The 24,311-nt window shown below is 70.9% G+C and carries 22 protein-coding genes and 1 pseudogene; 9 read left to right on the top strand and 14 right to left on the bottom strand.

The features are described 5' to 3' along the window. Nucleotides 1-155: 155 nt before the first annotated feature. Nucleotides 156-587: a DUF6326 family protein gene (locus ACZ4TV_RS26760; RefSeq protein WP_468137505.1), complete on the top strand. Its 432-nt coding sequence runs from the start codon at nt 156-158 to the stop codon at nt 585-587. Nucleotides 588-901: 314 nt separating this feature from the next. Here the strand turns inward: ACZ4TV_RS26760 and ACZ4TV_RS26755 are convergent, their stop codons facing one another. Then, the gene (locus ACZ4TV_RS26755; RefSeq protein ID WP_468137504.1) at nt 902-1,072 is read right to left on the bottom strand and encodes a hypothetical protein; all 171 of its coding nucleotides are present in this window, start codon (nt 1,070-1,072) and stop codon (nt 902-904) included. Nucleotides 1,073-1,523: 451 nt separating this feature from the next. On the opposite strand from ACZ4TV_RS26755, the gene ACZ4TV_RS26750 reads away from it, so the two are divergent. Continuing rightward, the gene (locus ACZ4TV_RS26750; RefSeq protein ID WP_468137502.1) at nt 1,524-2,090 is read left to right on the top strand and encodes a CAP domain-containing protein; all 567 of its coding nucleotides are present in this window, start codon (nt 1,524-1,526) and stop codon (nt 2,088-2,090) included. A 418-nt stretch (nt 2,091-2,508) separates the two neighbouring features. On the opposite strand, the gene ACZ4TV_RS26745 is transcribed toward ACZ4TV_RS26750, so the two are convergent. The 5 genes from ACZ4TV_RS26745 to ACZ4TV_RS26725 all read right to left on the bottom strand — a co-directional run bounded on the left by ACZ4TV_RS26745 (nt 2,509) and on the right by ACZ4TV_RS26725 (nt 8,716). Beyond that, nucleotides 2,509-3,363, bottom strand: coding sequence for an alpha/beta hydrolase (locus tag ACZ4TV_RS26745; RefSeq protein WP_468137500.1), 855 nt, complete (start codon nt 3,361-3,363; stop codon nt 2,509-2,511). A gap of 381 nt (nt 3,364-3,744) precedes the next feature. After that, entirely contained in the window at nt 3,745-5,469 is a 1,725-nt protein-coding gene (locus ACZ4TV_RS26740) for an acyl-CoA dehydrogenase family protein (RefSeq protein WP_468137498.1), read from the bottom strand. A gap of 180 nt (nt 5,470-5,649) precedes the next feature. Then, entirely contained in the window at nt 5,650-6,222 is a 573-nt protein-coding gene (locus tag ACZ4TV_RS26735) for a PadR family transcriptional regulator (RefSeq protein WP_468137496.1), read from the bottom strand. Nucleotides 6,223-6,918: 696 nt separating this feature from the next. Further along, entirely contained in the window at nt 6,919-7,590 is a 672-nt protein-coding gene (locus tag ACZ4TV_RS26730; protein WP_468137495.1) for a response regulator transcription factor, read from the bottom strand. 4 nt (nt 7,591-7,594) lie between these two features. After that, nucleotides 7,595-8,716 (bottom strand): sensor histidine kinase, encoded by a 1,122-nt coding sequence (locus tag ACZ4TV_RS26725; protein ID WP_468137493.1) that lies wholly within the window; start codon nt 8,714-8,716, stop codon nt 7,595-7,597. A gap of 194 nt (nt 8,717-8,910) precedes the next feature. On the opposite strand from ACZ4TV_RS26725, the gene ACZ4TV_RS26720 reads away from it, so the two are divergent. The 4 genes from ACZ4TV_RS26720 to ACZ4TV_RS26705 all read left to right on the top strand — a co-directional run bounded on the left by ACZ4TV_RS26720 (nt 8,911) and on the right by ACZ4TV_RS26705 (nt 14,592). Continuing rightward, on the top strand, nt 8,911-10,443 hold the full coding sequence (locus ACZ4TV_RS26720) for a DUF1349 domain-containing protein (protein WP_468137491.1): 1,533 nt from the start codon (nt 8,911-8,913) through the stop codon (nt 10,441-10,443). A 505-nt stretch (nt 10,444-10,948) separates the two neighbouring features. Next, nucleotides 10,949-11,455, top strand: coding sequence for a hypothetical protein (locus ACZ4TV_RS26715; RefSeq protein ID WP_468137489.1), 507 nt, complete (start codon nt 10,949-10,951; stop codon nt 11,453-11,455). Nucleotides 11,456-11,701: 246 nt separating this feature from the next. Continuing rightward, nucleotides 11,702-13,414 carry a hypothetical protein gene (locus ACZ4TV_RS26710; protein WP_468137488.1) on the top strand — a complete coding sequence of 571 codons (1,713 nt, stop codon included), beginning with the start codon at nt 11,702-11,704 and terminating at the stop codon, nt 13,412-13,414. Nucleotides 13,415-13,587: 173 nt separating this feature from the next. Next, on the top strand, nt 13,588-14,592 hold the full coding sequence (locus ACZ4TV_RS26705; RefSeq protein ID WP_468137486.1) for a helix-turn-helix transcriptional regulator: 1,005 nt from the start codon (nt 13,588-13,590) through the stop codon (nt 14,590-14,592). A gap of 48 nt (nt 14,593-14,640) precedes the next feature. Here ACZ4TV_RS26705 and ACZ4TV_RS26700 read toward each other — a convergent pair. Continuing rightward, nucleotides 14,641-15,280: pseudogene (locus ACZ4TV_RS26700) on the bottom strand (sugar nucleotide-binding protein); the annotation flags it as partial. Nucleotides 15,281-15,355: 75 nt separating this feature from the next. On the opposite strand from ACZ4TV_RS26700, the gene ACZ4TV_RS26695 reads away from it, so the two are divergent. From ACZ4TV_RS26695 to ACZ4TV_RS26685, 3 genes are all read left to right on the top strand, one after another. After that, nucleotides 15,356-16,075, top strand: a complete 720-nt coding sequence (locus ACZ4TV_RS26695) for a VanZ family protein (protein WP_468137485.1) — start codon at nt 15,356-15,358, stop codon at nt 16,073-16,075. Between the two features lie 80 nt (nt 16,076-16,155). After that, nucleotides 16,156-16,881 (top strand): response regulator transcription factor, encoded by a 726-nt coding sequence (locus tag ACZ4TV_RS26690; RefSeq protein ID WP_468137484.1) that lies wholly within the window; start codon nt 16,156-16,158, stop codon nt 16,879-16,881. Further along, nucleotides 16,874-17,959: a sensor histidine kinase gene (locus tag ACZ4TV_RS26685; protein WP_468137482.1), complete on the top strand. Its 1,086-nt coding sequence runs from the start codon at nt 16,874-16,876 to the stop codon at nt 17,957-17,959. The genes ACZ4TV_RS26690 and ACZ4TV_RS26685 overlap by 8 nt, the downstream gene beginning before the upstream one ends. Nucleotides 17,960-17,987: 28 nt before the next feature. On the opposite strand, the gene ACZ4TV_RS26680 is transcribed toward ACZ4TV_RS26685, so the two are convergent. The 7 genes from ACZ4TV_RS26680 to ACZ4TV_RS26650 form a co-directional block, all read right to left on the bottom strand. Beyond that, nucleotides 17,988-19,283 (bottom strand): PH domain-containing protein, encoded by a 1,296-nt coding sequence (locus ACZ4TV_RS26680; RefSeq protein ID WP_468137480.1) that lies wholly within the window; start codon nt 19,281-19,283, stop codon nt 17,988-17,990. 218 nt (nt 19,284-19,501) lie between these two features. Continuing rightward, complete coding sequence (locus ACZ4TV_RS26675; RefSeq protein ID WP_468137479.1) at nt 19,502-20,383, bottom strand: S8 family serine peptidase; 882 nt, start codon at nt 20,381-20,383, stop codon at nt 19,502-19,504. A 49-nt stretch (nt 20,384-20,432) separates the two neighbouring features. Beyond that, nucleotides 20,433-20,681 (bottom strand): hypothetical protein, encoded by a 249-nt coding sequence (locus ACZ4TV_RS26670; RefSeq protein WP_468137478.1) that lies wholly within the window; start codon nt 20,679-20,681, stop codon nt 20,433-20,435. Nucleotides 20,682-20,947: 266 nt separating this feature from the next. Beyond that, nucleotides 20,948-21,136 carry a hypothetical protein gene (locus tag ACZ4TV_RS26665; protein WP_468137476.1) on the bottom strand — a complete coding sequence of 63 codons (189 nt, stop codon included), beginning with the start codon at nt 21,134-21,136 and terminating at the stop codon, nt 20,948-20,950. Nucleotides 21,137-21,164: 28 nt separating this feature from the next. Continuing rightward, nucleotides 21,165-22,145 (bottom strand): cyanobactin maturation protease PatG family protein, encoded by a 981-nt coding sequence (locus ACZ4TV_RS26660; protein WP_468137474.1) that lies wholly within the window; start codon nt 22,143-22,145, stop codon nt 21,165-21,167. Between the two features lie 129 nt (nt 22,146-22,274). Beyond that, the gene (locus tag ACZ4TV_RS26655; RefSeq protein WP_468137559.1) at nt 22,275-22,532 is read right to left on the bottom strand and encodes a hypothetical protein; all 258 of its coding nucleotides are present in this window, start codon (nt 22,530-22,532) and stop codon (nt 22,275-22,277) included. Between the two features lie 328 nt (nt 22,533-22,860). After that, complete coding sequence (locus ACZ4TV_RS26650) at nt 22,861-23,928, bottom strand: polyprenyl synthetase family protein (RefSeq protein ID WP_468137473.1); 1,068 nt, start codon at nt 23,926-23,928, stop codon at nt 22,861-22,863. Nucleotides 23,929-24,311 lie beyond the last annotated feature (383 nt).

Genomic DNA, 24,311 nt, shown 5'->3' with positions numbered 1-24,311 from the left:
GTCTAGGGACCGCCGAAGCGTCGGGGACCGACCCAAGGAACGAGACGCCGCTCCTCCCAACGGCCGAGGCGGGTCCGGCCTCGACGCCGGTGTGCCCGCCGCCGGGCTCAGCGATCGTGGACCTACCGATCCTCACCACAACAACGGAGCCCATGATGAGGACACGTCAACCCACCACCACACTGGAAGACCAGCGGATCCCGGTGAGAGCCAAGCTCGCCGCAGCGTGGACAAGCTTCATGTTCCTGTACGCCTACGTGGACATTCTCGCCTTCTTCAAGCCCGGCGTCATCGATGACATCCTGGTCGGCGTCGTCTGGGAGTTCGACATCAGCCAGACGTTGTTGACCGCCTTCCTCGCGCTCATGGCGATCCCGATCCTCATGGTCGTGCTGTCGATGACGCTGCCCGCCCGGGCGAACCGCATCACGAACCTCATCGTGGCCTCGGTACAGGTCCCCTTCGCGGCATTCAACGCGGTGGGCGAGTCCTGGACGTACTTCTACGGCCTTGGCGTCGCACTGGAAGTGATCGTTCTCGCCCTCATCCTGCGGTACGCCTGGACCTGGCCCCGCACCGCACCGTAGGCGACCATGGCGACCAGCCCGGACCGTGAAACCGTTCGCGCCCAGCAGCAAGCGTGAACCCAAGAGCAGTCCCCGTCCTGTTCGGAGCCAGGTGATCCGCATCCCGTCGGCGTCGGTGATCCGCAACTGGGCGCCGGGGTGGGGCCGTTCCTTGCGGACGATCAGCCGCATCCCCTTCGGCCGCCCTTTCAGGCAGTCGCCGGCCTCGGGTGTCTCCCGGTACGCCGTGAGCCCGGCGCGCCCGGAGTCCACGCCCGCGCCTACGCCGACGACCTGCGCCCCGGACGAGACGGGCCGTCGGCGGCAGGGCCGCGTCAGCCACCGACGTGCAGGTCGCCGCCGAACCAGAGCAGCCCGCGTCCGACCTCCATGGCGAGCCAGTCGGACCGCGGCATCAAGCCCCGCAGGGCAGCGGCCACGGTCCGGTCCGGGGCCAGCAGCAGCACATGGGCAGCGACCATCAGCGAGGACGCGTCATTGCCCACCGCCTTCAGGCGGCACGGCCCACACTGCGGTGCCTCTCTCGGTCGTCGTCGGTGAGGCCGTGGGCCGTACGGGGCCCCCAGGCCGGACCGGGTGCGGTCCGCGACCCCGGGCGGCCGACATCGGGGCAACTCACCCGGTACGTCGGTTGGTTCGGTCGAGCGAACGCCTCAAGCAGCACCCGAAGGAATCCGCCGACGGCCAAGTCCATGGAGTCCGTTGTCGACACGCTGGGCCGTACGGGGCCCCCGACCGCCTGCCCGGGGCCCGGATGGCGAGTCGGCGCGTCGGGTGGCAGCCTGGAGGAGAAGCCGTAGCGGCGGGCCATGCCACGTGCCGCCACTGGCGCGACGTGGCGCCTCCACACCGCCGGAAACCACTGTTCGTGTTCGCGGGAGGTGGACCTCCTTGAGCAGGCACGCTTCGCTCACCAGAACCGCACGGAGTCTCGCTGTGGCCGGAGTCCTGTCGGCCTCACTGGTACCGGTCTCGGCAGCACCGGCGACGGCCGTCGTGTGCGACGTCGCGGCTGCTGCCCGGGCCCCGAACAGCAGCAACGACAGCGCCGTGCGGAACGCGCTGATCTGCCTCATCAACGCCGAGCGCACGCAGCGGGGCCTGTCTGCCCTCACCACGAACCAGGCCCTGACCACTGCGGCGCAGCAGCACTCCGCCGCCGCAGTGCAGCTGAAGTGGTGGACACCGGGCAGCGATTCGCACCGCAACCCGCAGACCGGTTCGACACCGCAAAGCCGGATCACGGCCGCGGGCTACTGCCCGAACCCCAGGTCGTGGGCCGTCGCCGAGATCACGTACACGGGCTGGGGCGGCTCCGGGACGTCGAAGGCCGCAGTCAACTGGTGGATGAACGTCAGCACATGGGGCCACCGCCAGATCATCCTCAACCCGTCGATGCGAGAGATCGGCGCCTGGGCCCAGCCGGGTGCGGCGGATCCGGCCGGGGCCGGCGCGAGCGAGGCCGGAACCTACGTCGTGACCTTCGGGCGCTGCCAGCAGTGACCCGGTGGGGCCGCACGCATCCGAAGGGTCCGCCTGGCCGTCACCGCGCCGCTGGACCTGGCCCACCTCGGCCGATCAGGTCGCCGCCGCCGTGTCGGCCGCGGCCGCGCCCCGACTTCCTCGCCGCTGGCGCCCCCGCCGCGCCCCCGGACTCGTCGCCGACGCCAGCCAGTTCGACGTCCACTGCCATGACGGAGCCCGCGAGGCCAACTGGCCCACTCCACCGGCTCACCGGCGCCCACGACCGGCCCGTCGGCTTCGACAACGACCCCGACCGGATGCCACGCGGGAACCCGTCCCTGTAGCCCCTCGTACATCGCCCACCATTCACCCACGTCCGTGATCAGGATCCTTGGAGTAGCCCGCCGTGGCCATGGTGTCGCCATCGGGCCCTCGGGCCCGCTCTTCCTGCCCCCGGCTACCCCGCTAGTGCTGCGAGTTCACCCAGGACTCGGGCCGCTGGTGCCGGGGCGACCAGCCACTTCAGGTGGCTGCCCTCAAGGGTGCGGACGTCGTACGGGTTGTCCGGCGTCAGCGCGTTGCCCTCGCGGATCAGCCGGTCCTGTATGGCGAGCGGCAGGCTCGTGTCGTCGGCCAAGCGGACGTAGGTCTTCGGGATGCTGCCCCAGGTTTCGGCCTGTGCGCGGTCGGCGGAGGTGCCGACGTCCAGGTTCTCGTCGGGCTGGAAGGTGTTCAGGAAGGTCAGGAACTCCTCGTCGGTGCCGTCAGCGAGGAAGGCCGCCTTGAAGGCCGCGAGGGCGTCCGGATTCGCGGTGCGGAAGTTGACGCGGAGCAGACCGAGTTCGGCCGGGTTCCCGGCCAGCGCCAGGCCCAGGGAAGCGGCGTCCACCGTGGCCATCTCCGGCTCGGCGTAGTAGTCGTTGATGTCGAGATCGACAGGGCACCAGGCCGAGACGTATACGACGCGGTCGATCAGGTCCGGCCGTGCGTTGGCTGCTGCGGTGGCCGTGATGCCGCCGCGGCTGTGGGAGACGAGGATCACCGGCCCGTTCCGCTTGGCCCTTTCGAGGATCCCGATCAGGTGCGCGGCATTGTCGGCGAGCGTGACGCCCTTGATCGAGCCCGGTGCCGTGGCGAGCCCTTCGAGGTCTTGTGGCGCCTGGTAGGCGCGCGTGTAGGTCGCCTCGAAACCATGGCCGGGCAGGTCGACGGCGACCGAGCGGTGTCCGAGGAGGCCGAGTTCGGCCTGGAGTGGTGCGAATGAGAAGGAGTTCGAAAAGGCTCCGTGAACCAGTACGAACGTCGGTTGCATGTGTCTGCTCACTTTCTGACGTCTTGCGGCATCGGCGGTACGCGCGCGTTGCTGGTCCCGGCCCGCAGTCACCTGCTCGAACCGCACGTCTCGGCAGGAGCAGTGCGGGCGTCGCACCCGGACGCCGCCTTCGAAGGAGCCGAGATCAAACGCCCCAACAGCCGAACCCGCGTACGCACCCGCGAGTGCACACACCGCCACCCTCGACACACCGGCACCCCGTACCACTGAAACTTCGGTGGCACAAATCTAATGATCATCAGGGTTCGATGGCAATGATCAAATGATCAAGGGATGGCACAGGGCACCCTCGCGTCCCACGGCAACAGCCCAGGTGGCCTCCACGACTGCATCGTGGAGGCCACCCGCAGGGCTGCGCTGTTACGGCGCCATCTCGTACGCCCCGGCCAGCGCCTCGACGCGCGCCCAGACGCGCGCCGAGCGTGCTTCGTCGACGACCGGGCGCCGGACCGCGGCCAGCGCCCAGTCCTGCTGTGCCGCGGTGGCGGAGTCCTTGCCGTACAGCTCGACGGCGTGTCCGGAGAAGTCGCGTACGAGGACGGAGAAGAGTTCGTCGAGGACGGACTCGTCCAGGTCCGTCAGGCGGGCCTGCTCCAGGATCAGTTGCCCGTGCACGACCAGGGCGAACAGCTGGCCCACGGAGAGGAGGAAGTCGAGGTCGCGGCTCTGCTCCTCGTCGGGGGCGACGGTGGCCACGAACTCGCAGAGGGCGTCGGCCTGTTCGCGGAAGCGGGCGACGTTCGGCACGGCGGCGTAGGTATCGTAGGCGGGGCGCCAGTCGTGGAACCGTACGGAGCCGAGACCGCGGGCCGGTCCCTGGCGGAAGAGGAAGTCGTCGTCGGCCGCGTCGAGACGGGTCGGCACGGGCACGTACTCGGCCGGCTCCAGCAGGTGGTTGCGCATGAACTTGAGGATCAGCGCGAGGTTGACGTGGACCGTGCCCTCCAGCTTCGGCAGTCCGCGGATCTCGACGGCGGCCTGGGCGAAGTAGGTGTCCTTCTCGAAGCCCTTGGCCGCGATGACGTCCCACATCAGGTCGATGACCTTCTCGCCCTCCGTGGTCACCTTCATCTTGGTCATCGGGTTGAAGAGGAGGTACCGGCGGTCGTCGGGTCCGGCGGAGCGGAAGTAGTCGACGGCGCGGTCGCTGAACAGCTTCATCCCGACGAGACGGACGTACGCGTCGGCGAGCTCGCGGCGCACGTGCGGGAAGGCGGTGACGGGGCGGCCGTAGAGGATCCGGTTGTGCGCGTGCGTGACGGCCTCGTACATCGCGTGCTCACAGATGCCGATGGAGGCGGTGCAGAGGTTGAACTTGCCCACGTTGACGGTGTTCAGGGCCGCGTCGAAGGCGGCGCGGCCCGTGTGCAGGACGTCCTCGGCACGGACCGGGTAGTCGTCCAGGCGGAACTCGCTGACGTACTTGGAGGAGTCGACGACGTTCTTGACGAGGTGGTACGCCGGGTGGCGGCTGTCGGCAGCGAAGAAGACGTAGCCGTCGGGGCCCTCGATGTCGGTGCGGCGGCCGAAGACGGAGACGAGACCGGCGGCGTTGCCGTTGCCGATGTAGTACTTGGACCCGCCGGCGCGGAAGCCGCCGTCGCCGTCGGGCTCCAGCAGCATGTCGGTGGAGTAGATGTCCGCGCCGTGGGTCTTCTCGGACAGGCCGAAGGCGAACACCTCACCCTCGGAGAGGAGTTCGGCGGCGCGGGCGCGGGCGGCGGGATTGTCGCTCTGCCAGACCGGGCCGAGACCGAGGACGGTGACCTGCCACGCGTACCAGTAGTCGAGTCCGTAGAAGCCGAAGATCTCGTTGAGCGCCGCGATCCGAGCGGTGTCCCAGCGCTTGTCCGGCTCGTCCTGGCCGGCGGCGGGGGCCGGGGTCAGGAACGTCGCGAAGAGCCCTTCCTTCGCGGAGAAGGCGAGGAAGTCGGCCAGCCAGGCACGGGAGCGGTAGTCCTCGATGAGTTTGCGCTTGCCGCGGTCCTCGAACCAGTCGACGGTGGCGCGCAGCAGCCTGCGGGTCTCCGGGTCGAAGTGCGCCGGGTCGTAGGTGTGCGGGTTGAACAGCAGAGGGTCGGCCATGGCGGTACACCTTCCGAGGGGTTGGGAGGGCTGGGAGGGTTGGGAGGGTTGGGATGGTCGGGAGTCGGAGGTCGGACGGACACGTGGAGGGAGGGGTGGTGCGGCGGCGCGTGGTGCGGTGCGGCGTGGCGCGGTGCCGCGTGGCACCGCACGGCGTGGTGCGGTGCGGTGCGGTGCGGTTCAGGCGGTCGCGGCCGGCGGAGTTCCGCCCAACCGGTGGAGGGTGTCGAGGACGTCGTCGAGCCAGGCGATCGTCATCCGCTCGTACGCGATGCCGCCCCGCAGCACGACGTGCTGGAGCTCTTGACCGGCGTCGAGCGGTGCGGGGGCGTCGGGCCCGGTGAAGTCGCGCAGTTCGCCGGTGAGATAGCGCGCGAGGCGGTCGCTGTGTGCCCGGTGGTGCCGCTCGACCTCGCCGATCAGCTCGGCCGGATCGTCGAAGGCCGCACCACGGATCTTCACTGCGAGGTCGTGGCGCAGGCTCTCGGGTTCGATCGGCTCGTGCAGCCACCGGGCCAGGGCGGCGCGGCCGGGGCCGGCGACGGAGTACTCCTTCTTGTCCGGTCGGCCCTGCTGCGGGACGTCGCGGACGGCCAGCATGCCGTCGGCCTCCATGCGCTTGAGGACGCGGTAGATCTGCTGGTGGGTGGCGGTCCAGAAGTAGCCGATGGACCGCTCGAACCGGCGGGCCAGCTCATAGCCGGAGCCCGGCTGCTCCAGTAGGGAGACGAGGATCGCGTGGTCGAGCGCCATACCGCGATCCTGCTATGCAACTCGTTGCATAGACAAGCGGCAGTGGTCAGGTGAGACGCGGCTCACCCGCGGCGGCACGCGGGGAAGGGGGACGTCGCGCTCGCGGGCCCCTGCCGCTCGTCCGCCGCCCGCTCCCCCGAGAGGATCGTTCAGCGGCTCAACGGCCTGGTCCACCAGGTACGGAACGATCGGCAGGGCGCGTCAGGTGGGCGGAGGTCAGCTGATCAGGGCTCATGCCACCCGCGCCAGGCCGTGTGCCGGCGCGCGGGATGGGTCGAGCTACGCGGTTGATCGTCATGCGTCGCTGGTCTCTGTCTCCCCCATGCCCGCAGTGCCGCCCTCCTTCCCCGCCAGCGCTGCTCCGGAGCCGGAGCGGGCGCCGGCGCCGGTCGCGCGGCAGCCGCTGGCCCCGGTGCATCCGGCGCGGACCGGCGTACCGGTCCGGTGCCCCGCCGCCTGGACGGTCCAGGGCCTGCCCGGCCCCGCCGGGCCACCGCGCCGAAGCCGGCCCCGCACCCCGCACCCGTAGCAGACGCCGCGGACGCCGCGGGCACCACGTACACGGCGGAGCGTCGAACGGGCCGCCGCCCATCTGACCGCCCATCTGGCCACCGACCTGCGCGAGTACGGGGGCCAGGGGGCCGGCGGGCCAGGCCAGGAGGTCCGAACCGCCGTGGCTCTGGCTGATCCGGGCCATCAGACGGGCGCAGCGTCGGCGATGCGATAGCCCACCCCAGGCGTCGTCGTGATCACCGGCGGGCTGCCCAGCTTGCGGCGCAACCGGCCGATCGTGACGGTCACCGTGTTGGTGAACGGGTCGGCGTTCTCGTCCCACACTTGTTCCAGCAGGTCCTCGGCGCTCAGGAAGCCCGGACTGGCGCGCAGCAGCGCCTCCAGGACCGCGAACTCCTTGACGGAGAGCTCCAGCGGACGGCCGTCACGGACGGCGGTCCGGCGTGCCGGGTCGAGTTCGAGGCCGGCGGCGCGCAGTGTGCGGGCCTGGGCGGCCGGCCTGCGGCGGGCCAGCGACCGAATGCGCAGGATCAGCTCAGGGAAGTGGAAGGGCTTGGCGAGGTAGTCGTCGGCGCCGAGGGTGAGACCGCTGACCCGGTCGCCGGGCGCCCCGGCCGCGGTCAGCATCAGCACCATCGCGCGGTCGTCCCGCTCGGTGATCATCTGGCAGAGCGTGTCTCCGTGGATGCCGGGCAGGTCGCGGTCGAGGACCACCACGTCGTACGCGGTCAGGTCGAGCTTGGCGGCGGCGGCCAGACCGTCGTGCGCGAGGTCGACGGCCATCCCCTGGTCCCGCAGTCCCTCGGCGACGACTTCGGCGAGCGACCGCGCGTCCTCCACGACCAGAACCCTCACCGCGTCACCCTTCCGAACCGGCTGCCGACCGCAGCGTCGCCGCAACGTACAGGCCACCCTCCGGCCGGGCCAGGAGGCGGAGGCGGCCGCCGTGGGCTTCGACGATCGCCGCGACGATCGACAGCCCGAGGCCGGAACTCCCCTCCGACCCCGTCCGTTCGGCGCCGAGCCGCTCGAAAGGCTGCGTCAGCCGGTCCACCTGGCCCTGGTCGAGGATGCGCCCGCCGGTCTCGACGACCAGGCGTGCCTCGGTGTCGTCGTCGTGTTCGGTGGAGATCCGGATCCAGCCGCTTTCCTGGTTGTGCAGGATCGCGTTGTCGACCATGTTCTCCACCATCCGGGACAGCAGCGCCGGACTGCCCAGCGTCCAGGCGCCGTACCGCATCTCCTCGTCGACGGTCAGCGTCTTCGCGGCGATGCCGGCGGCCCGGGCGGTCAGCGCCTCCCGCGCCAGCTCGCCGAGCGACACGCGGGTCCGGTCGGCCGGGGTGCCGGTGCCGTGCTGCGCCCGTGCCAGAACGAGGAAGCCGTCCAGCAGGTGATCCACCCGGTCGAGCTCGGTCCGCAGCCGGCCGGCGAGCGCGAGGGTCTGCGGCGCGGGGTCCGGTTTGGCGACGGCGACGTCCAGCGATGCCCGCATCGTCGCGAGCGGCGTACGCAGTTCGTGCGAGGCGTTGCCGACGAAGCGGCGCTGCGCGACGAATGAGGCTTCGAGGCGTTCCAGAAGGCCGTCGACCGTGTCGGCGAGCTCCTTGACCTCGTCGTCGGGTCCGGCCACGGCGAGCCGCTGATGGAGGCTCTCCGCGGAGATCCGCCGTGTCGCCGTGGTGATCAGCCGCAGCGGGCGCAGGACTCGGCCGGCGAGGATCCGGCCGAGCAGGAGCGAGACGCCCGCCATCACCAGCAGCGCGATCAGCGAAGCGATCAGTAGCTGGTGGTTCTGCTGCGCGTGCACGTCCGACAGTTGCCTCTCCAGATCCCGGATCTGCTGCTCGGCGGCGGCGAAGTCGGACGGCCCGGCCGGGGGTTGTTCAGGAGCGGCACTGGTCACCCGGCGACCGGAAATCACGTAGGTCAGGGCGAGCAGCAGGATCGCGGACCCGAGGAACCCCGCAGCGTACAACATCGTGAATCGCCGTCCGACGGTCCCGCTCCGCAGCTTTCCCATGTTCCTCTTCCCGCTCGGGTCGGTCCGGTCGGTCCGGTCGGTCCGGTCGGTCCGGTCGGTCCGGCCGGATTCAGGATGACCCGCCGCACCTAACAGCGACATGACAGGGGCGGTTAGGACCACGTTATGGCCGAATCCGTAGAACTCGATCCATGCTTACGACCAACGAACTACTCCGGCGGGAGTGGACCCGGTTCCGACGTCCGGGCCGGCTGATCGCGATGGCGGCCGCGGCTCTGGCCATCGTCGCCCTCGGTCTGCTCTACGCGTTCGGCAACCACGCCTCCTGCGACGGCTCGTGCCCGGCCGAACCGACCGGGCCGGACGGCTCCCTCGTCAGCGACCAGTTCTACTTCGTGCATCGCGATCTGGGCGAGAACGGCAGCATCACGGTCCGAATGACCTCCATGACGGGGACGATCACCTACCCGCCGCCGAACCATGACCAGATCGTCCCGGGCCTGGTGCCGTGGGCGAAGGCCGGGATCATCATCAAGGACGGTGTCCGCCAGGGATCCTCCTACGCGGCGCTCATGCTCACCGGCAGCCACGGCGTGCGGATGCAGTACGACTACCGTCATGACACCGCGGGCAGCGACGGTGGGGTCTCGGCCACGTCGCCGCGCTGGCTGCGGCTGACGCGGTCGGGCGACACCATCACCGGCTACGAGTCCGCCGACGGCGAGCGGTGGGCGAAGGTCGGCACGGCGCAGCTGTCCGGGCTGCCCAAGACCGTGCAGGTCGGCCTGTTCGCCACCTCTCCCGGCGACTTGACGCTGCGGCCCGTCGGCCTCGGCGGCTCCACGGAACAGGTGCGCTTCACGCAGGCCAGCGGTTCCTTCGACAACGTCGACGTCCAAGGCGCACCCTCCGCTGAGGGCTGGAGCAGGGACGCCGTCGGCGAGATGAACCGGTCTGACTGGGAGAAGTACCACAAGGCGTCCGGGGCGGTGGAGGAGGGCGGCACCATCACCGTCACCGGCATCGGCGACATCGGGCCGGGAGGTACCGAGGGTGGCGGCCGCCCGGTGGAGCGTACCCTCGGCGGCCTGGCTCTCGGACTGCTCATCGTGCTCGTGGTCGCCGTGCGGTTCGCCGCCTCCGAGCACCGCCGCGGACCCACGGGCGGCGCGCCGGTCACCCGCCGGGTGCTCGCGGCGAAGGCGGTCGTCGTCGGAGCCGTCACGTTCGTGACCGGTCTCATCGCCGTGGGCATCGTGATCCCGGTCGGGGTGGCGATCCTGAAGGGGAACGGGATCTCCGTCATCGCGGTGCCCGCGCTCACCGGAGTGCGGGTCGTCGTCGGTACGGCCGCGGTGCTGGCCCTCGCCGCCGTGCTCGCGCTCGCGCTCGGCTCCCTGCTCCGGCGGGCCTGGCTCGCGATCCTCGTCGCCGTCCTGGCGATCGCGGTCCCGTACGTGGTGACCTCCTTCCCGCTGTTGGCCGACGGCCCGTCACAGTGGCTGCTGCGGCTCACTCCGGCCGCCGGCTTCGCCGCCCAGCAGACCCTCGTCGAATATCCGCAGGTCGTCGCCCACTACGCGCCCTCCGCCGGATACTTCCCGCTTCCGTGGTGGGCCGGGATCGCTGTGCTGTGTGCGTACGCGGTGATGCTCCTGGGGCTTGCCCTGAATCGCCTGCCGCAAAGCAATGAACGGGCCGAGCAACCGGTGGGACAGAGCTAACCCTTGACGGCGCAGGATCCGCGAGGGCCTGCGCCGTCCTCGGGGGCTGCCGGAATGCGGCGACGTTGCGCTCGCTCCAGGCTCTGCGCCACTCACAGGTGCAGTGAACAGGTCTTCCCCGATGCCGAGCACTGGCTGCGGAACCTTCGATTCGGCAGGACTCACGGGCACTGGGCTGCGAGTACCCAGGGGCCCATGTGCATGTGCGGCGTCGGGAGAACGCCAACGGTGCCTGGTCGAAGTCCGAACAGCCGCATCGTCCGGCGCGAACAACGCAACGTCGAGCTGACCGGGCATCGCCCCCGCCGGTGGCGCCGAGAGCGCAAGGACGGGTCACCCCTGATCGTGCTCTCCCTCTTCACCGGCCGCACCTTCACTGCGGGGCTCCCCACGCAACTGGGCTTCGGACTTCTGTCCGGCGTCTTCTTCCTGTCCTACGTCCTGTTCATGCAGGACGGCCTCGGCCTCACCCCGGGCGAGGACCGCCGTCGGCTCCGGCCTCGGCATGATCGGCTGCCCGCTCGCCGACCTCACCCTCGGCAAGGTCGCCCACCACCACGCGGGATCGGCCTCGGGCCTCTTCGACACCGCCACCCAACTCGGCATCGCGCTCGGCACCGCCCTGTCCACCGTCATCTTCTTCACCCACATCAGCGCCGCCACCCGCGGCCCCTCCGTGAGTACCGCCTTCGCCCACAGCATCTGGTACATGGTCGGCACACTGATCACGATGTGGGCACTCATGCACCTACTCCCCAAACGAAACCCACATCAGCTGACCCACGCGAGGGCCACGGGCCAACCGACTCCGCGCCGCCTCGCCCAGAGCTCCCCGGCCCGCCCGGTGGCTGATCGTCGGGGTGCGGTAGCGGCCGTCGTGGTTCCCGCTCGACGTGCTGACCTCCAACTAGCCCTGGAGCGCGGTGAAATCGCGCTCGATCGCCAGCGGGTCGGCGCCCTCGCGGGACTGCTTGATCTGCAGTCACCGCTTGGCCCCGTCGCGCAGGCGTAGACGGTGGCGCCGGGCGTGCCGCGCAGGTGGTCACAGTAAATCGCCGAGTTGTCCGGCCACTGGCCGGTCCCGGGGGCCCTCCGCTGACGCGTCGTTCCACAGCCATGGGCGCGCCGACCAGGTTGGCGTGCTTGTGACTTGCGGGGGGTGCCGATCCGCGTCGGTGACACTGATCGGCCACCGGGCGGGGTCCGTGTCCGGTAGAACGCGCTGCCGCAGCGAGTTCCCCGACTGGAGAGGACCCCCATGCACCTGAGTCGTAGACACCACCGCCGGCGGAGCCCCGGCCGCACCGCGGTGCGCGCCGCCGTGTGCGGGCTGCTGCTGGCGCTCGCCGGTGTGCCCGGCGGTAGTCCGGCCGCGGCCGCGCCCGGCGGTGGCGCCGGATGCCGGCCGGACGCGCAGGCGTACGCGGACCGCACCGACGAGCGCGGCCACTGCCTGGCCGTCACGCTGCACCTGTCCGAGGCCCCCGCCCTCGGCGGTTCGGCGCGGCTCGACATCGAGGTGGGCACCGTCGGCGGCGACACCGACGTACGCCTCGACGTCCAGCTCCCCGCCGGTCTGGAATGGGTGACCGCGCCCGCCGGGCTCAGCACCTCCACGGCCGCCTCGCTCGTCCCCGTCCAGGGCGGCCGCGTGCACCGGGCCGAGGGCACCGGCCGGGCGGGGCAGCAGCGCCCGTGGCGGCTCAGCGGCACCGTCCGCGCGGTCGCCGAGGGGCCGGCCGGCATCCGCGCCACGGCCACCTCGGCCACCGACCCGGACGACACCGACGCGGGCAGCGTCTTCCTCACGGTCGGCGCACGCCAGTCGGCCTTCGGCATCCCGGTCGGGAGCGTCAGCGCCGCGGCCCCGGCGGCCGCCGGCGCGAGCCGCGCCCGCCCGGGCCTCGTCCACCGCCCCGCCGAGCCGGCCCCCGGCCCGGCGGCGCCGGCGGCCGCGGCGGGTACGGCCTGTGCGACGGGCTCGTGGAACTACGTCGACCACGGCGGCGTCACCCGGGTCTCCGCCAACGCCCGCGTGGCCGTCTACGACGACGACGCGCGCGGCACGGACGATCTCCTCACCACCGGTGTCACGGGAGCCGACGGCGGTTTCACGCTCTGCTTCGACAACGCGGACGAGGAGGGCGGCGGCCAGGACGTCTACGTCCAGTTCGCCACCGAGAACCAGCACTGGGTGATACGCAACGGCAAGTCCCGCCAGCCGTATCGTTTCGCCTCCCCGGTCCGCGCCAACGTACCCACCGGCTCCACCACCGGCATCGGCGCCTTCCAGCCGGCCGACGCGGCGCTGATGCGCGGGGTCGAGGCCTTCGACACGGTCAACACCGGCTGGAACTGGAAGCCCGGCAGCTGCTGGGACGCCCGGGACACCACCTGCCGCCGCGGCCTGGTCAACTGGGCGCCGGACTCCACGGACGGCACGTACTACTCGCTCCAGGGCAACGCCGTGCACCTCGCCGCCGAGGACCCCGACGCCCCCGTGCTCGTCCTGCACGAGTTCGGCCACGCGATGATGGACGACGTCTACGAGGACGCCTTCCCCTCCTCCCCCAACTGCAGCCCGCACTACATCACCAAGACGAGCTCGGCGGGCTGCGCCTGGACCGAGGGCTTCGCCACCTGGTTCGGCGTCGTGGCGCTCGGCGATCCCACCTTCCGCTGGCCCGGCGGCCGCACCTTGGACCTGGAGGGGCCGACCTGGGGCACTTCCGGCTGGGACAACGGCGATACGGTCGAGGGCCGGGTCCTCGGCGCGATGATCGACCTGTCCGACACGGCGAACGAGCCCGGTGACACCTGTGCGGAGAACCCGGCGGGGCCGCTGTGGAGCACCTTCCTCGGCCATGTCTCGGGGACCTTCGGCCAGTTCTGGAGCCACCGCGCCGGCGACGGCCACGACGTGGGTGCGGGCGCCCTGTCCTGCCTGTACCACAACACGATCGACTACTGACCCGGGGCCCGGGCCGAGCCGGGTCCGAGCCGGGTCCGGACCCGCGCCGGGCCCGCGCCGGGCCCGGACCTAGCTGGACCCGCGCCGAAGCAGGCCCGCGCGGCCGCACCACCACCCGTCCTTCTGCGGCCCGGGTGGTGCGGCCGCCGCACCGCGTTGGTACCTTGCCGTCCATGGCGACGGGGGAAGTCGGCGAGGCCCTGCGAAGACTGGGCATCGGCGCCGGAGCGGTCCGGCTCTATCTGGCCCTGCTGGAGCTGGCGCCCGTACGACTGCCCGAGCTCGGCGCCGCCACCGGCCTGGACGCGACCGAACTGTCCGCCGCGTATGAGGAGTTGGTGGAAGCGGGGCTGGGCAGCGCCGCCACCGGCGACGGCGAAGCGGTCGCCCCCCTGCCGCCCGCCGCCGGCCTGCAGTTCCTCGGCCGCCTGCGGGCCGCCGAGCTCGACGCCTCGTGCATCGCCGTCGCCGGGGCCTTCGACACCTTCCGCCGCCGCCGGCCGGCCGCGTTCAAGAACGACCTGGTCGAGGTGGTCACGGGAGAGGACATCGGCCCCCGCCTGCGCCAGGCCTGGGCGGGTGCCTGCGACCAGATCCGCCAGTTCGACTCCCCGCCGTACTTCCCGATCCCCACCGCCACCGACGAGGCCCTCGCCACCCTCGCCCGGGGCGTGACCCAGCGGGTCGTGTACTCCCGGGAGTCACTGGAGTACCCCGGCAACTTCAGCCGCAGCATCGAGCCGTGCATCGCCGCCGGCGAGCAGGCCAGGGTCGTGCACGCGGTCCCCGTGAAGCTGATCATCATCGACGACGCGTGCGCGCTGGTCTCCCTGTCGATCCACGAGGTCGACGTGCACCACACCCTGCTCATCGTCCGCCCGTGCGGGCTGTTTTCGGCGCTGGTGGCGCTGTTCGAGCAGACCTGGCGGAGCGCGCTGCCGCTGTACGCCTCCCGCACACCGCCCCCGCGGGGCGCCGTCCCACCGCAGCGCCCGCTGCCCGCCGACCGCCGCATGCTCACCCTCCTCGCGGGCGGGGTGTCGGACGAGGACATCGCACGCGAACTCGGCATCAGCCGCCGCACCCTGTTCCGCCGTGTGGAGGTCCTGATGGCCCGCCTGGGCGCCACGACCCGCTTCCAGCTCGCCCTCCAGGCCCAGCGCCGCGGTTGGCTGTGATCCCGTACCTACCGCCGGCCGCGTGGCGGGCCGTATCGGCCAGGGCGGTCAGCGAAGGAACTCGCGAGCGCCGCGAAGCCTGGTCCGCAACCGACCCTGCGTCGCGGAGCTGTCGAGGCGTACGTCGAGGGCCCCGGGCAGGGAGGTGTCGGCGCGTCGCCCGGCGGGCAGACGCGCGCCGTCGAGCCGTTGGCGCCGGGCGATGAGCACACCGAGGTCGTAACGGCTCAGGGCGTCCGGCCCCGCGAGGGTGGAACACACCGGCCGCGTCGGACAGCGCGATCTCCCACAGGCCGGTGGCCAGGTCTTCGACGTGTACCGGACAGCGGATGTCGTCGGTGAACAAGACCCCGTCGCGGGTGCCGTGCACCAGGGCGTGCACCATGCGCTCATGCTCGGATCGGCCGTGTCCGATGATCAGCGAGGTGCGGACCACGGCGCCGCCCGGTACCAGGTGTCGAACTGCTGTCTCGGCGGCGGCCTTCGCGGCGCCGTACGGGGTGACCGGATCGGGCAGGCACATCTCGTCGTAGCGGACGCGCGCACCGGAGAAGACGGCGTCGCTGGAGACATGCAGCAGGCGGCAGCCCTGCTCGACGGCGGCCAGCGCGACGCGGACCGCGCCGTCGGCGGTGACCGCCCAGTCGGACTGGCCGCTCGACGCGTTGACCACGACCGACGGGGCCACCGGGGATCGCGCATATCGCGGGCGTATCGAAAATCGCATACGCCGCCGCAACGGCCCTCCGTCTCCAATGGGGGCATGAACCACAACGCATCCCTGTCAGCACCGCCCCGCCGCACGCGCGGGATCGTGCTCCTCAGCCTGGCGATCTTCGGCGTGGCGAGCGCCGCGTTCGTCGTGCGGCGGCCGCTCATGATGTCCGCTCCGGCGTGCATGGCCGGGCGGTGGCACGGCTGCTTCGACACGTTCAACGGTGTGGTGCTCATGACGTTGGTCGCGCTGCCGTTGGCCGCGCTGGTGGTGTGGGCCCTGGCGCGCCGTCGGCGCGCCGCCGGGGTCCCATCGGCGTGGCGGATGTCGCTGGCCGAGGTGGGCATGGTCTACGGGACGGTGCCGTTCCTGTGGATGACCATGATGCCGGGCGGCGGGGCCGGCACCGTGCCCGCCCGGGTGAGCCTGGTACCGCTGCGGGACCTGGCCACGATGGGGTCGCTCGGCATCGTCGGCAACCTGCTGATCTTCGCGGCGCTGGGGTTCTTCGCCCCGATGCGGTTCGCGGCGCTGGCGTCCGTGCCGCGGATCCTGGCGCTCGGGGCAGCCTGCTCGGTCCTGGTCGAAACCGCGCAGTACGTCCTGCGGCTGGACCGGGTGTCCTCCGTGGACGACGTACTGGTCAACGCCGCCGGCGCCGTGCTGGCCGCGCTGGCGTCGCGCCACTGGTGGCGCACTACGGCGGCGCAAGCGCCGTCGGACCAGCCTCACCCCGCGCCGGCACCGGCAGCGGCACCGGCGCCCTGAGTGGCGTGTCCGGTGTGCATACGTCTTTGCATACGCCCTTGCATATGCCGGCGATATGTTGTGCTGCTTAGGCTTCAGGCATGCGCGTACTGATCGTGGAGGACGAGCCCTACCTGGCCGAGGCCGTCCGTGACGGTCTGCGGCTGGAGGCGATCGCCGCCGACATCGCCGGCGACGGCGACTCCGCCCTGGAACTGCTCAGCGTCCACTCCTACGACCTCGCGGTCCTCGACCGCGACATCCCCGGCCCCTCCGGCGACGAGGTCGCCCGGCGCATCGTCGCCTCCGGCAGCGGCACCCCGATCCTCATGCTCACCGCTGCCGACCGGATCGACGACAAGGCTTCCGGCTTCGAGCTCGGCGCCGACGACTACCTCACCAAACCGTTCGAGCTGCGGGAGCTCGTCCTGCGACTGAGGGCGCTCGACCGCAGACGCGCGTACGCCCGGCCCCCGGTCCGCGAGATCGCGGGCCTGCGGCTCGACCCCTTCCGCCGGGAGGTCTTCCACGACGGACACTACGTCGCGCTCACCCGCAAACAGTTCGCCGTGCTCGAGGTCCTCGTCTCCGCCGAAGGCGGGGTCGTCAGCACCGAAGAGCTGCTGGAACGGGCCTGGGACGAGAACGCCGACCCCCTGACCAACGCCGTCCGGATCACCGTCTCCGCACTGCGCAAACGGCTCGGCGAACCATGGATCATCGCCACGGTGCCCGGCGTCGGCTACCGCATCGACACCGGCCCCGACACCACCGGCCCCCAGACCACCCGCCCCGGCGCCACCCGCCCCGGCAGTACGCATGCGTAGACGTCCAGGGCTCAGCGTCCGACTGAAACTCACCCTCAGCTACGCCGGGTTCCTCGCCGTCGCCGGGGCGCTCCTGCTGGCCGTGGTGTGGGTGTTCCTGCTGCGCTACGTACCCGACAACCCTCAGGGCCTGCTCGGGATCTCGCCCAACCGCTACCTTCTGGTGCGGACCTTCACCCCCGCCGCGGCCGTGGCGATGGTCTTCCTGCTCGTGTTCGGCCTCGTCGGGGGATGGATCCTCGCCGGCCGGATGCTCGCACCGCTCACACAGATCACGGATGCGGCACGCATGGCCGGGAACGGGTCGCTGTCCCACCGGATCCGCATGAAGGGCCGCCAGGACGAATTCCGTGAGCTCTCCGACGCGTTCGACTCGATGCTCGAACAACTCGAGTCCCACGTCGCCGAGCAGCAGAGGTTCGCCGCGAACGCCTCCCACGAACTGCGCACCCCGCTGGCGATCTCGCGGACGCTGCTCGACGTCGCCCGCAAGGACCCCACGCGGGACCGGGGAGAACTCATCGAACGCCTGCACGCCGTCAATACGCGGGCGATCGACCTCACCGAGGCCCTCCTGCTGCTCAGCCGCAGCGACCGCGGAAACGTCACCCGCGAGAGCGTCGACCTCTCCCTCGTCGCCGAAGAAGCCGCCGAAGCGCTGCTTCCCCTCGCCGAACAGCGCGGGATCACGCTCGACGTCACCGGCGGGGCGGCCCGGACCAGCGGCTCCGCGGAGCTCCTGCTGCGGATGGTGATGAACCTCGTCCAGAACGCCATCGTCCACAACCTCCCCGCCGGCGGCACCGTGACGGTCCACACCGAGCAGTACGGCGACACGAGCGTGCTGCGGGTTGAGAACACGGGTCATCCGCTCCCACCGGCACTGGTACCGACCCTCACCGAACCCTTCCAGCGCGGAACGGAACGCGTACGCACCGACGAGCACGCCGGCGTCGGCCTCGGCCTGGCCATCGTGCACAGCATCGTCCGCGCCCACGACGGAACCCTCGACCTCGTCCCTCGCCCCGCCGGCGGCCTCCTCGTCACGGTCCGGCTTCCCGCCACGTCGTGCGCATAGGGACCGAGGCGGAGCAGCGGGAGAGCGGTCAGGTGACCGGCGCGTCCGGCGCGTCGGGCGCGTCCGGCACAGGGTCCGTGCCGCGCAGCTCGCCCCAGGCGGCACGCAGGACGGCGATCTCGCGGTCCATCTCGTAATCCTTGTTGTTCAGGTGCATGAGCAGCTTGCGCCTGCCACCCGTCAGGTACGCGTACGCGATCACATCGGGCATGAAGGCGCCGGCGCTCGTATTGGCCCCTCGCAGCGGCTCTGACCTGATGTCCTGGATATCCTCCCAGGCCACCCGCCGCGTGTGGGTGATCCCTTGGATCCGTATGCCGGTACGGTCCACCAGAGTGCCGGACCGCGGCACGCGGACGGCGAACACCACCAGGACCACCGGCAGTACCACGCTCAGTCCGAGCTTCAACCAGGAGGGGGCGATCTCCTCGGTCCATACGACGAAGAGCAGCAGGGCCGTCTTGGCGACAAGGAGGCCCAGGACCCCGTTTCTCCTGCCCCTGCTCACACGGTACTCACGTGGCAGATCCTCTGCCCCCATGACCATCCCACCCGCCCCGACCAGCGGCGGGCCCGTCGGGGCCGTCGGGCCCGTAGGCGGTGTGAACACGGCGTCGTCCTCCGCATCGCTGCGGAGCGCGGCGACGACGGACACCACCATCGTGGCCAGGAGGAGCAGCGCGAGAGGTCCCCAGATCGCCGGGATCGTCAAGATGGGCCAGTCGTTGTTCGCCTGCGCCCACAGTGTGAGGATGGCGGCCAGGCCCAAGGCGACGCCATGCCACCGCACGATGGCAGCTGCGCGCGCGTGCCGGCGGTCGCGGCGGACGATGAGTGCCCACAGCGATCCGACGAGGGCGGTCAGGCCGAACGAGATGCAGGCGAGCGCGCCCCCGAGCCGGTCCGCGGGCCACCCCACCGGGCCGAACGCCGTCTGCTGTCGCCGCCCGTCGGCATCCCGCACCTCGACGACCCGCCCGTGCCAGATCACGCCGATGACCGACTCGCCCGGTTCCATCTCCGATACGACCGGATCGGCGTTCCGGAAGGTCACTGCCCACGGCTTGCCGCTCGGCAGCAACAACTCCGCTTCCGGTTCCTTCCCGTCGTCGCCGTGGTGCGTGTCGGCCCGGCGGACGGTGAACTCCTGATCCCATACGCATGCCGACGCCTTCACCGGCACGGAGGCACAGACCGGCGCGGCCCGGAACTCCCGCTCCCGCTCGAGCGCTCCGCGGACTTCGAACGCCGACACCACCCCCGCCAGCAGCGCCACGAGCGCGACCACCAACCAGCCCATGACCTGTATCGCCTTGCTCTGCACCGGCCCCCGCCTTCCCCTCGTTCCCTCCGCGGGCCCCCTGTCCCGCCCGCCCATTGGAGCACGTCGGCCGATCACCACACACGGAGGGTCTGGCGCTCCGTCACGACACTCTCCGCATGGCCCGGGCTGCCGGGACGTTGACGTGGGTGACCGGCTTCAGCAGCCGGAGGTCCGGGTGTGGGAGCCGCCCTTGTCGTTCGCGCCGTTGTCCGCACCTGTTAGGGCAGGGTGCGCGAGGTCACGTCCCGGAGTGTCGTGTACGCGGCCCACGCGTCCAGCAGCGGCGGGGACACCGAACGCCGTCGGCCGGGGCGGTGCGTGACCGCGTACCGTACGGCCGCCGGGGTGGCCTCCTGGAAGGCCGAGCGGAGCAGCGCGACCGTGCCCGTGACGAAGGGCGCGGCGGCGCTCGTACCGCTCAGGGTGAAGGGACGGCCGTCGAGCCCTGGGCCCGGGATGCGGTCCCCGGGGGCGCCGACTCCGTGGCGGCCGATGGACGCACCCAGATTGGACTGGGGCATCGGGCGCCCGGCGCGGTCGTAGGCGGTCACGGGGATGACCCATGGGTGGTCCGTGAGGATGGAGGAGCCCACCCGCCCCTGGTTCCCGGCGGCGACCACGAGGATCACGCCCCGATCGGCGGCGTAGGCGAGGGCCGTCTCCAGCGCGTGGTCGCGGACCCCGGAGGGCGCGGGCTGGGCCATGCTGAGGTTCAGGACGTGGGCGCCCGCTTCGACGGCCTCCGTGATCGCCTCGGCCAGCTCTCCTGTCCGTACTCCGGAGAGGCAGGTCGCGGGCCCGCCGCCGGCCGGACGATCGGTGAAGAGCGGCCTGGACACCAGAGTGCAGCCCGGGCAGACGCCATTGCCCGCGGCGATGATCCCCGCGACGGCGGTGCCGTGCGCGCAGCAGACATCGGCGCGGCGGCAGGTTCCCGTACCGGCGGCCGGGTGCAGTTCCCTGACCGGGTGGCCCGCGAAGACGGCGTGGTCCAGGGCGACGCGGCCGTCGATCAAGCCGACGACGATCGAGGAGCGGCCGGACGTGCGCGCCATGAGCGGCCTGAGGCGGACCAGGTCCAACGGGTCCAACGGGTCCACGGGCACTCCCTCTCCCCCGGCCACGGGGCAGGACGGCCGGACCACTCGATCAGGTGCTGAACGGATTCCTGTGCGTGAACGGATCGGCGCACTCGTAGTGGCACCTCTCCCCGCAGCGGTTCAGGCAATCGCCGTATTCATAGGAAGGCACGTCCTGGCATTCGTCGGCACACTGATTGAGGCACAACGTGTCGCAGTGCGTGTCGATCTGCGGGTGCAGCCGGTCACCGGGCACGTCCCGCCCGGCGGGCGGGGCGGTGGCCGTGGGGGCTGCGGGCGCGAAGCCCGGCAGGTTCATATCGGCTCCAAGCGACCGAAGCAGTACTCGTTGATGCAGTCCCTGTAGCAATTGGGGTTCCAGGAGCCCTCGCATTCGTCATCGCATATCGGCCCGTGCTCTTCCGCACAGGTGATCTTCTGGGGGACGAGTCGGTCGCCGAACGAATCCGGAAGCGGACGTGCGCGCTCGAATCCGGGAGTACGCATCTGAAGTCATCTCCTTGCCTTGGCCAGCGGTGGCAACGGCGGTATGGCAGCGGTGGCAATGAGCGCGGGAGCGTGTGGTCAGTACTCCTTCGAGCAGAGCTTCGTCAGGCACCTACGCACGCACGCGGGGTAGTTGTAGGCGCCCCGGCACTGCCGGCGGCAGACCGGAGCCAGTTCCTCCTGGCAACTGAACTGCTGCGGGAGGAGCAGGTCGCCGGCGTTCACTGCGCGAGCCGCGGGCTCGACGGCGAATCCGGGGATACGCATGGTCCTTCGCCTCTTTCTCTCTCGTCGGTCACCGGTTGTAGTAGTTCTGGAGCGGGGTCACGCGGAAGGGGAAGAGCCCGGCGAGACCTACGCGGACGAACCACTTCTCGGTGACGTTGGTCTGGCGGTGGGTGTAGGCGAAGACGACCGTGATGACGGTGTGCGATCCCCCGCTGAGCCGGGAAGGTCCCGCTTCCACCGCGGAGAGGGTGTAGCCCTCGGAGTACTTCTCGTTGGTCCTCTTGTAGATGTCCTGGTCCCTTACCGTCAGGTAGTTGAGGGCCCGGTCCGTCGGGTCGGTGCCGGCGTTGTCGCCGAGCTGGAGCAACCGGTCGAGCAGGGATCCGGCGGCCCTCTCGAACTCCTTGCGCGGGGTCCCGTCGGGGCGTTCGATCGCCTGGATCAGCTCTTTGCTGTCGAAGGCCCAGATCTTCTCGACGCGGACGACCGGAACGGTCAGCCCCTGGCAGGCGCCCTGGGCCGCGACCGGGCCGAGATAGCCGACGACCACGGCGAGGTCGCGCCGGTTTCTGACCGGGCGCAGGGCTTCCACGAGGTCGTCCAGCCCGGCGGGGTCAGCGGGCTCCAGGATGTAGGTGTCCACGCCCTGGACGGAGAGGACGTAGCACATCTGCCGGGCGATGTAGTGGTTCTCCGGGTCGGAGAGAACGCGGTAGAGCGCGTCGGCCTCGGTGATGTCGGCGGTATCGTCGGCGCCCGCCACCTGGGAGAACTCCCGCTGCACGGAGAGGTCGGGGAACACGGCGTGGACGCGGCCTAGGACATAGACGTAGCGGGGGGTGGATTCGCCGTTCGCCTCCCCTCTGTCGCGTGAGGCGCCCGTGGCGCAGCTACAGCCGGCTTGGGTGACGGTCGTATCGGCTGGACCGGGGCGGGGTTCCTCGGGATCGAGCGTGGGGGCTGGAGCGGGGGGTGTGGGCCGCACCTCGGCCTCCGCCGGAGGGCTCATGGCGGTGACGGTGACGGTGTCTGGGGTCTGGGGGTCCATCTGTCACTCCTCACGCATGCTCTGCCGGGCTCCGAGGCCGGAGCGGTCTTACACCCGCCCGGACGTGCTGTGTGCTGTGCGTCCCACTGCCCATGCCCGTGTACGTGTACGTGCCGTACGAGCGGTGCTTCAGTGCTCCCGACCGCCGCCGATCGTCATCCACCGGTTCAGCGCATCGGCCCTGCGGCCGCAGCCACCACAAGGGCGGATCCCCGCCGCCGTCGTCACCCGGGCGACGGCGTCGCCCAGTCCGATGTCCGCACCCTCGCGCGCGAAGCCGGGGATGCGGATCCGGTGGCGGGGGCCGTCGCGGCCGCGGGTGTCACGGGCGTCGCGTGCCGCTCTTTGCCGGGCAGCGCTCCGACTGCTCGTTGCGCCGTCAACCATCTTGCTCACATCCAGTGTTGGACCACTCACCTGGCGCCCCCGGCACGCCCCGCCCCTTTCGATTTTCCTCCCGGAAGACTCCGGGCGCACCTGGGTACAGCCTGGTCAACGGGGCGGGGCAGCGCGTACCCCGTGGGGGCACCGCCTGTGAGATGCGCGCCCAGGGTGCTCCGGAGGAGGAGGTCGCCCGACGGCGGACCAGCTCTACGCCAAGTACGGCTCCTGGTCGGCGGTTTCCGCGCCGCGACCCGTACGAACGCCGAGGTCGACCACGAACTCGGCCTGGACTACCGCCCCTGCCCGTGCACGGTGCTGCCGCCCTCGCTGGTCACCTGGCTCGCTCAACGCTCCACAGCGGCAGGTGCTCGAAGAAGGTGACCGCCTCCTCCCGCCACCGCGACCGCCAGCCGGCGGCCACCGCGGACGCCTGCTGCGCATGGCGGCGCATGTCCGCCTGCATGCTGACCGTCACGCCACGGCGCTCCCCGATCTCCCGGAGGGCAGCGATGGTGTCCTGCGAACACGAGGGGTCACCGAGCGCGGCTTCCACGACGCGACGCTCAGCGCCGTCGACCGCGGACAGCAGGGCACGGACGGTGTAGCTGTACTTGCCGTCGCGGATGTCGGTGCCGGTGGGCTTGCCCATGACGGCCGCGTCCCCGAACAGATCCAGGTAGTCATCCCGCATCTGCCCGCAGATCCCCACCAGCCGCGCATAGTCGCGTAGCTCCTTCGCGAAGAGCACCGGCTGCTCGCCCGCGGCCAGGAGGCCGAGCTGCATGGGCGCGAGGATCGAGTAACGGGCGGACTTGTAGTCGGCCACGCAGTGCAGGACGTCCTCGTCCGGTGTGGTGGTGTCGCGCTCCAGGTCGATGATCTGGCCCACGAACGTGTCGGCCGCCGCCCGCGTCTGCACCTCTACCATGGCCTGCCGCACCGCCACGGGTACCTTCGCCTCCAGCAGGGCCTGGAGGGAGAGGGCCAGCGCGAGGTCGCCCGCGAGCACGGTCAGGCCGAGGGCCGTCCGCGGGTGCGCGGGGAACTGCTCGCGGTAGGCGTAGTAGGTGGAAGGGCCGCCGCGGCGGGTGGGGCTGTCGTCGATGAGGTCGTCGTGCACCAGGCCGTGGGTCTGCAGCAGTTCGATGCTCAGTGCGGCGGCGTCCAGTCCTTCGACCGGCTCGTCCGTGACCAGACGCGCCGCCTCATGCAGCAGAACGACCCGTATCCGCTTCCCGCCCCGCATGGACAACTCCCGCAGCAACCGTAGGCAGTCCGGGGTGAAGCGGCTGAACGACGGCGCGTCGATCCCGGCGCTCACCGTGTCGAAGTACTCCTCGAAGAGCGTGTTGAACCGCTGCTCGTATCCGGCGATACGTTCGAGAATCTGCTGGGTCATGACGCGTTCTTCCTGCTCGGGGATCGGGTGACACCGCTGTAGACCCGCAACCGTAGGGGCTTGTGCCACGGTCCGTGGTCGCGGGGTCAGGACGTGTACGGGGGCCTCGACCGCCAGGCCAGTAGCATTCACCGCCAGTTCATTGCAACACGAGCGAGAGCTGTTGTTGCATTAGGTTCGATACTATTGCAACGATTTTGCTGCTCTGACCTGGATTCATAGTGATTATGCGCAACGAGTGTGTTGGCAGATCCATGAATGCAACGTAGCGTTTCCACTGTCAGAAACAAGGAGCCAAGGAGCCGAGGAGAGCATCATGCAGAAGTTCGACACCCCCGCCCCCGTGTCCGCCGTCCTGGACATCCCCGCCGGACGCATCCGGT

The sequence above is a fragment of the Streptomyces sp. NPDC028910 genome, from assembly GCF_055564955.1.
Note: the sequence above shows the minus strand (reverse complement) of the source record. Positions and strands in the feature narration are given on the sequence as shown.

Excerpts from the sequence above, each read along its gene's own strand:
- ACZ4TV_RS26760 (WP_468137505.1), top strand. The coding sequence starts at position 156 with ATGAGGACACGTCAACCCACCACCACACTGGAAGACCAGCGGATCCCG.
- ACZ4TV_RS26745 (WP_468137500.1), bottom strand. The coding sequence starts at position 3,363 with ATGCAACCGACGTTCGTACTGGTTCACGGAGCCTTTTCGAACTCCTTC.
- ACZ4TV_RS26740 (WP_468137498.1), bottom strand. The coding sequence starts at position 5,469 with ATGGCCGACCCTCTGCTGTTCAACCCGCACACCTACGACCCGGCGCAC.
- ACZ4TV_RS26735 (WP_468137496.1), bottom strand. The coding sequence starts at position 6,222 with ATGGCGCTCGACCACGCGATCCTCGTCTCCCTACTGGAGCAGCCGGGC.
- ACZ4TV_RS26725 (WP_468137493.1), bottom strand. The coding sequence starts at position 8,716 with ATGTTGTACGCTGCGGGGTTCCTCGGGTCCGCGATCCTGCTGCTCGCC.
- ACZ4TV_RS26720 (WP_468137491.1), top strand. The coding sequence starts at position 8,911 with ATGCTTACGACCAACGAACTACTCCGGCGGGAGTGGACCCGGTTCCGA.
- ACZ4TV_RS26715 (WP_468137489.1), top strand. The coding sequence starts at position 10,949 with ATGATCGGCTGCCCGCTCGCCGACCTCACCCTCGGCAAGGTCGCCCAC.
- ACZ4TV_RS26710 (WP_468137488.1), top strand. The coding sequence starts at position 11,702 with ATGCACCTGAGTCGTAGACACCACCGCCGGCGGAGCCCCGGCCGCACC.
- ACZ4TV_RS26705 (WP_468137486.1), top strand. The coding sequence starts at position 13,588 with ATGGCGACGGGGGAAGTCGGCGAGGCCCTGCGAAGACTGGGCATCGGC.
- ACZ4TV_RS26695 (WP_468137485.1), top strand. The coding sequence starts at position 15,356 with ATGAACCACAACGCATCCCTGTCAGCACCGCCCCGCCGCACGCGCGGG.
- ACZ4TV_RS26690 (WP_468137484.1), top strand. The coding sequence starts at position 16,156 with ATGCGCGTACTGATCGTGGAGGACGAGCCCTACCTGGCCGAGGCCGTC.
- ACZ4TV_RS26685 (WP_468137482.1), top strand. The coding sequence starts at position 16,874 with ATGCGTAGACGTCCAGGGCTCAGCGTCCGACTGAAACTCACCCTCAGC.
- ACZ4TV_RS26670 (WP_468137478.1), bottom strand. The coding sequence starts at position 20,681 with ATGAACCTGCCGGGCTTCGCGCCCGCAGCCCCCACGGCCACCGCCCCG.
- ACZ4TV_RS26665 (WP_468137476.1), bottom strand. The coding sequence starts at position 21,136 with ATGCGTATCCCCGGATTCGCCGTCGAGCCCGCGGCTCGCGCAGTGAAC.
- ACZ4TV_RS26660 (WP_468137474.1), bottom strand. The coding sequence starts at position 22,145 with ATGGACCCCCAGACCCCAGACACCGTCACCGTCACCGCCATGAGCCCT.
- ACZ4TV_RS26655 (WP_468137559.1), bottom strand. The coding sequence starts at position 22,532 with ATGGTTGACGGCGCAACGAGCAGTCGGAGCGCTGCCCGGCAAAGAGCG.
- ACZ4TV_RS26650 (WP_468137473.1), bottom strand. The coding sequence starts at position 23,928 with ATGACCCAGCAGATTCTCGAACGTATCGCCGGATACGAGCAGCGGTTC.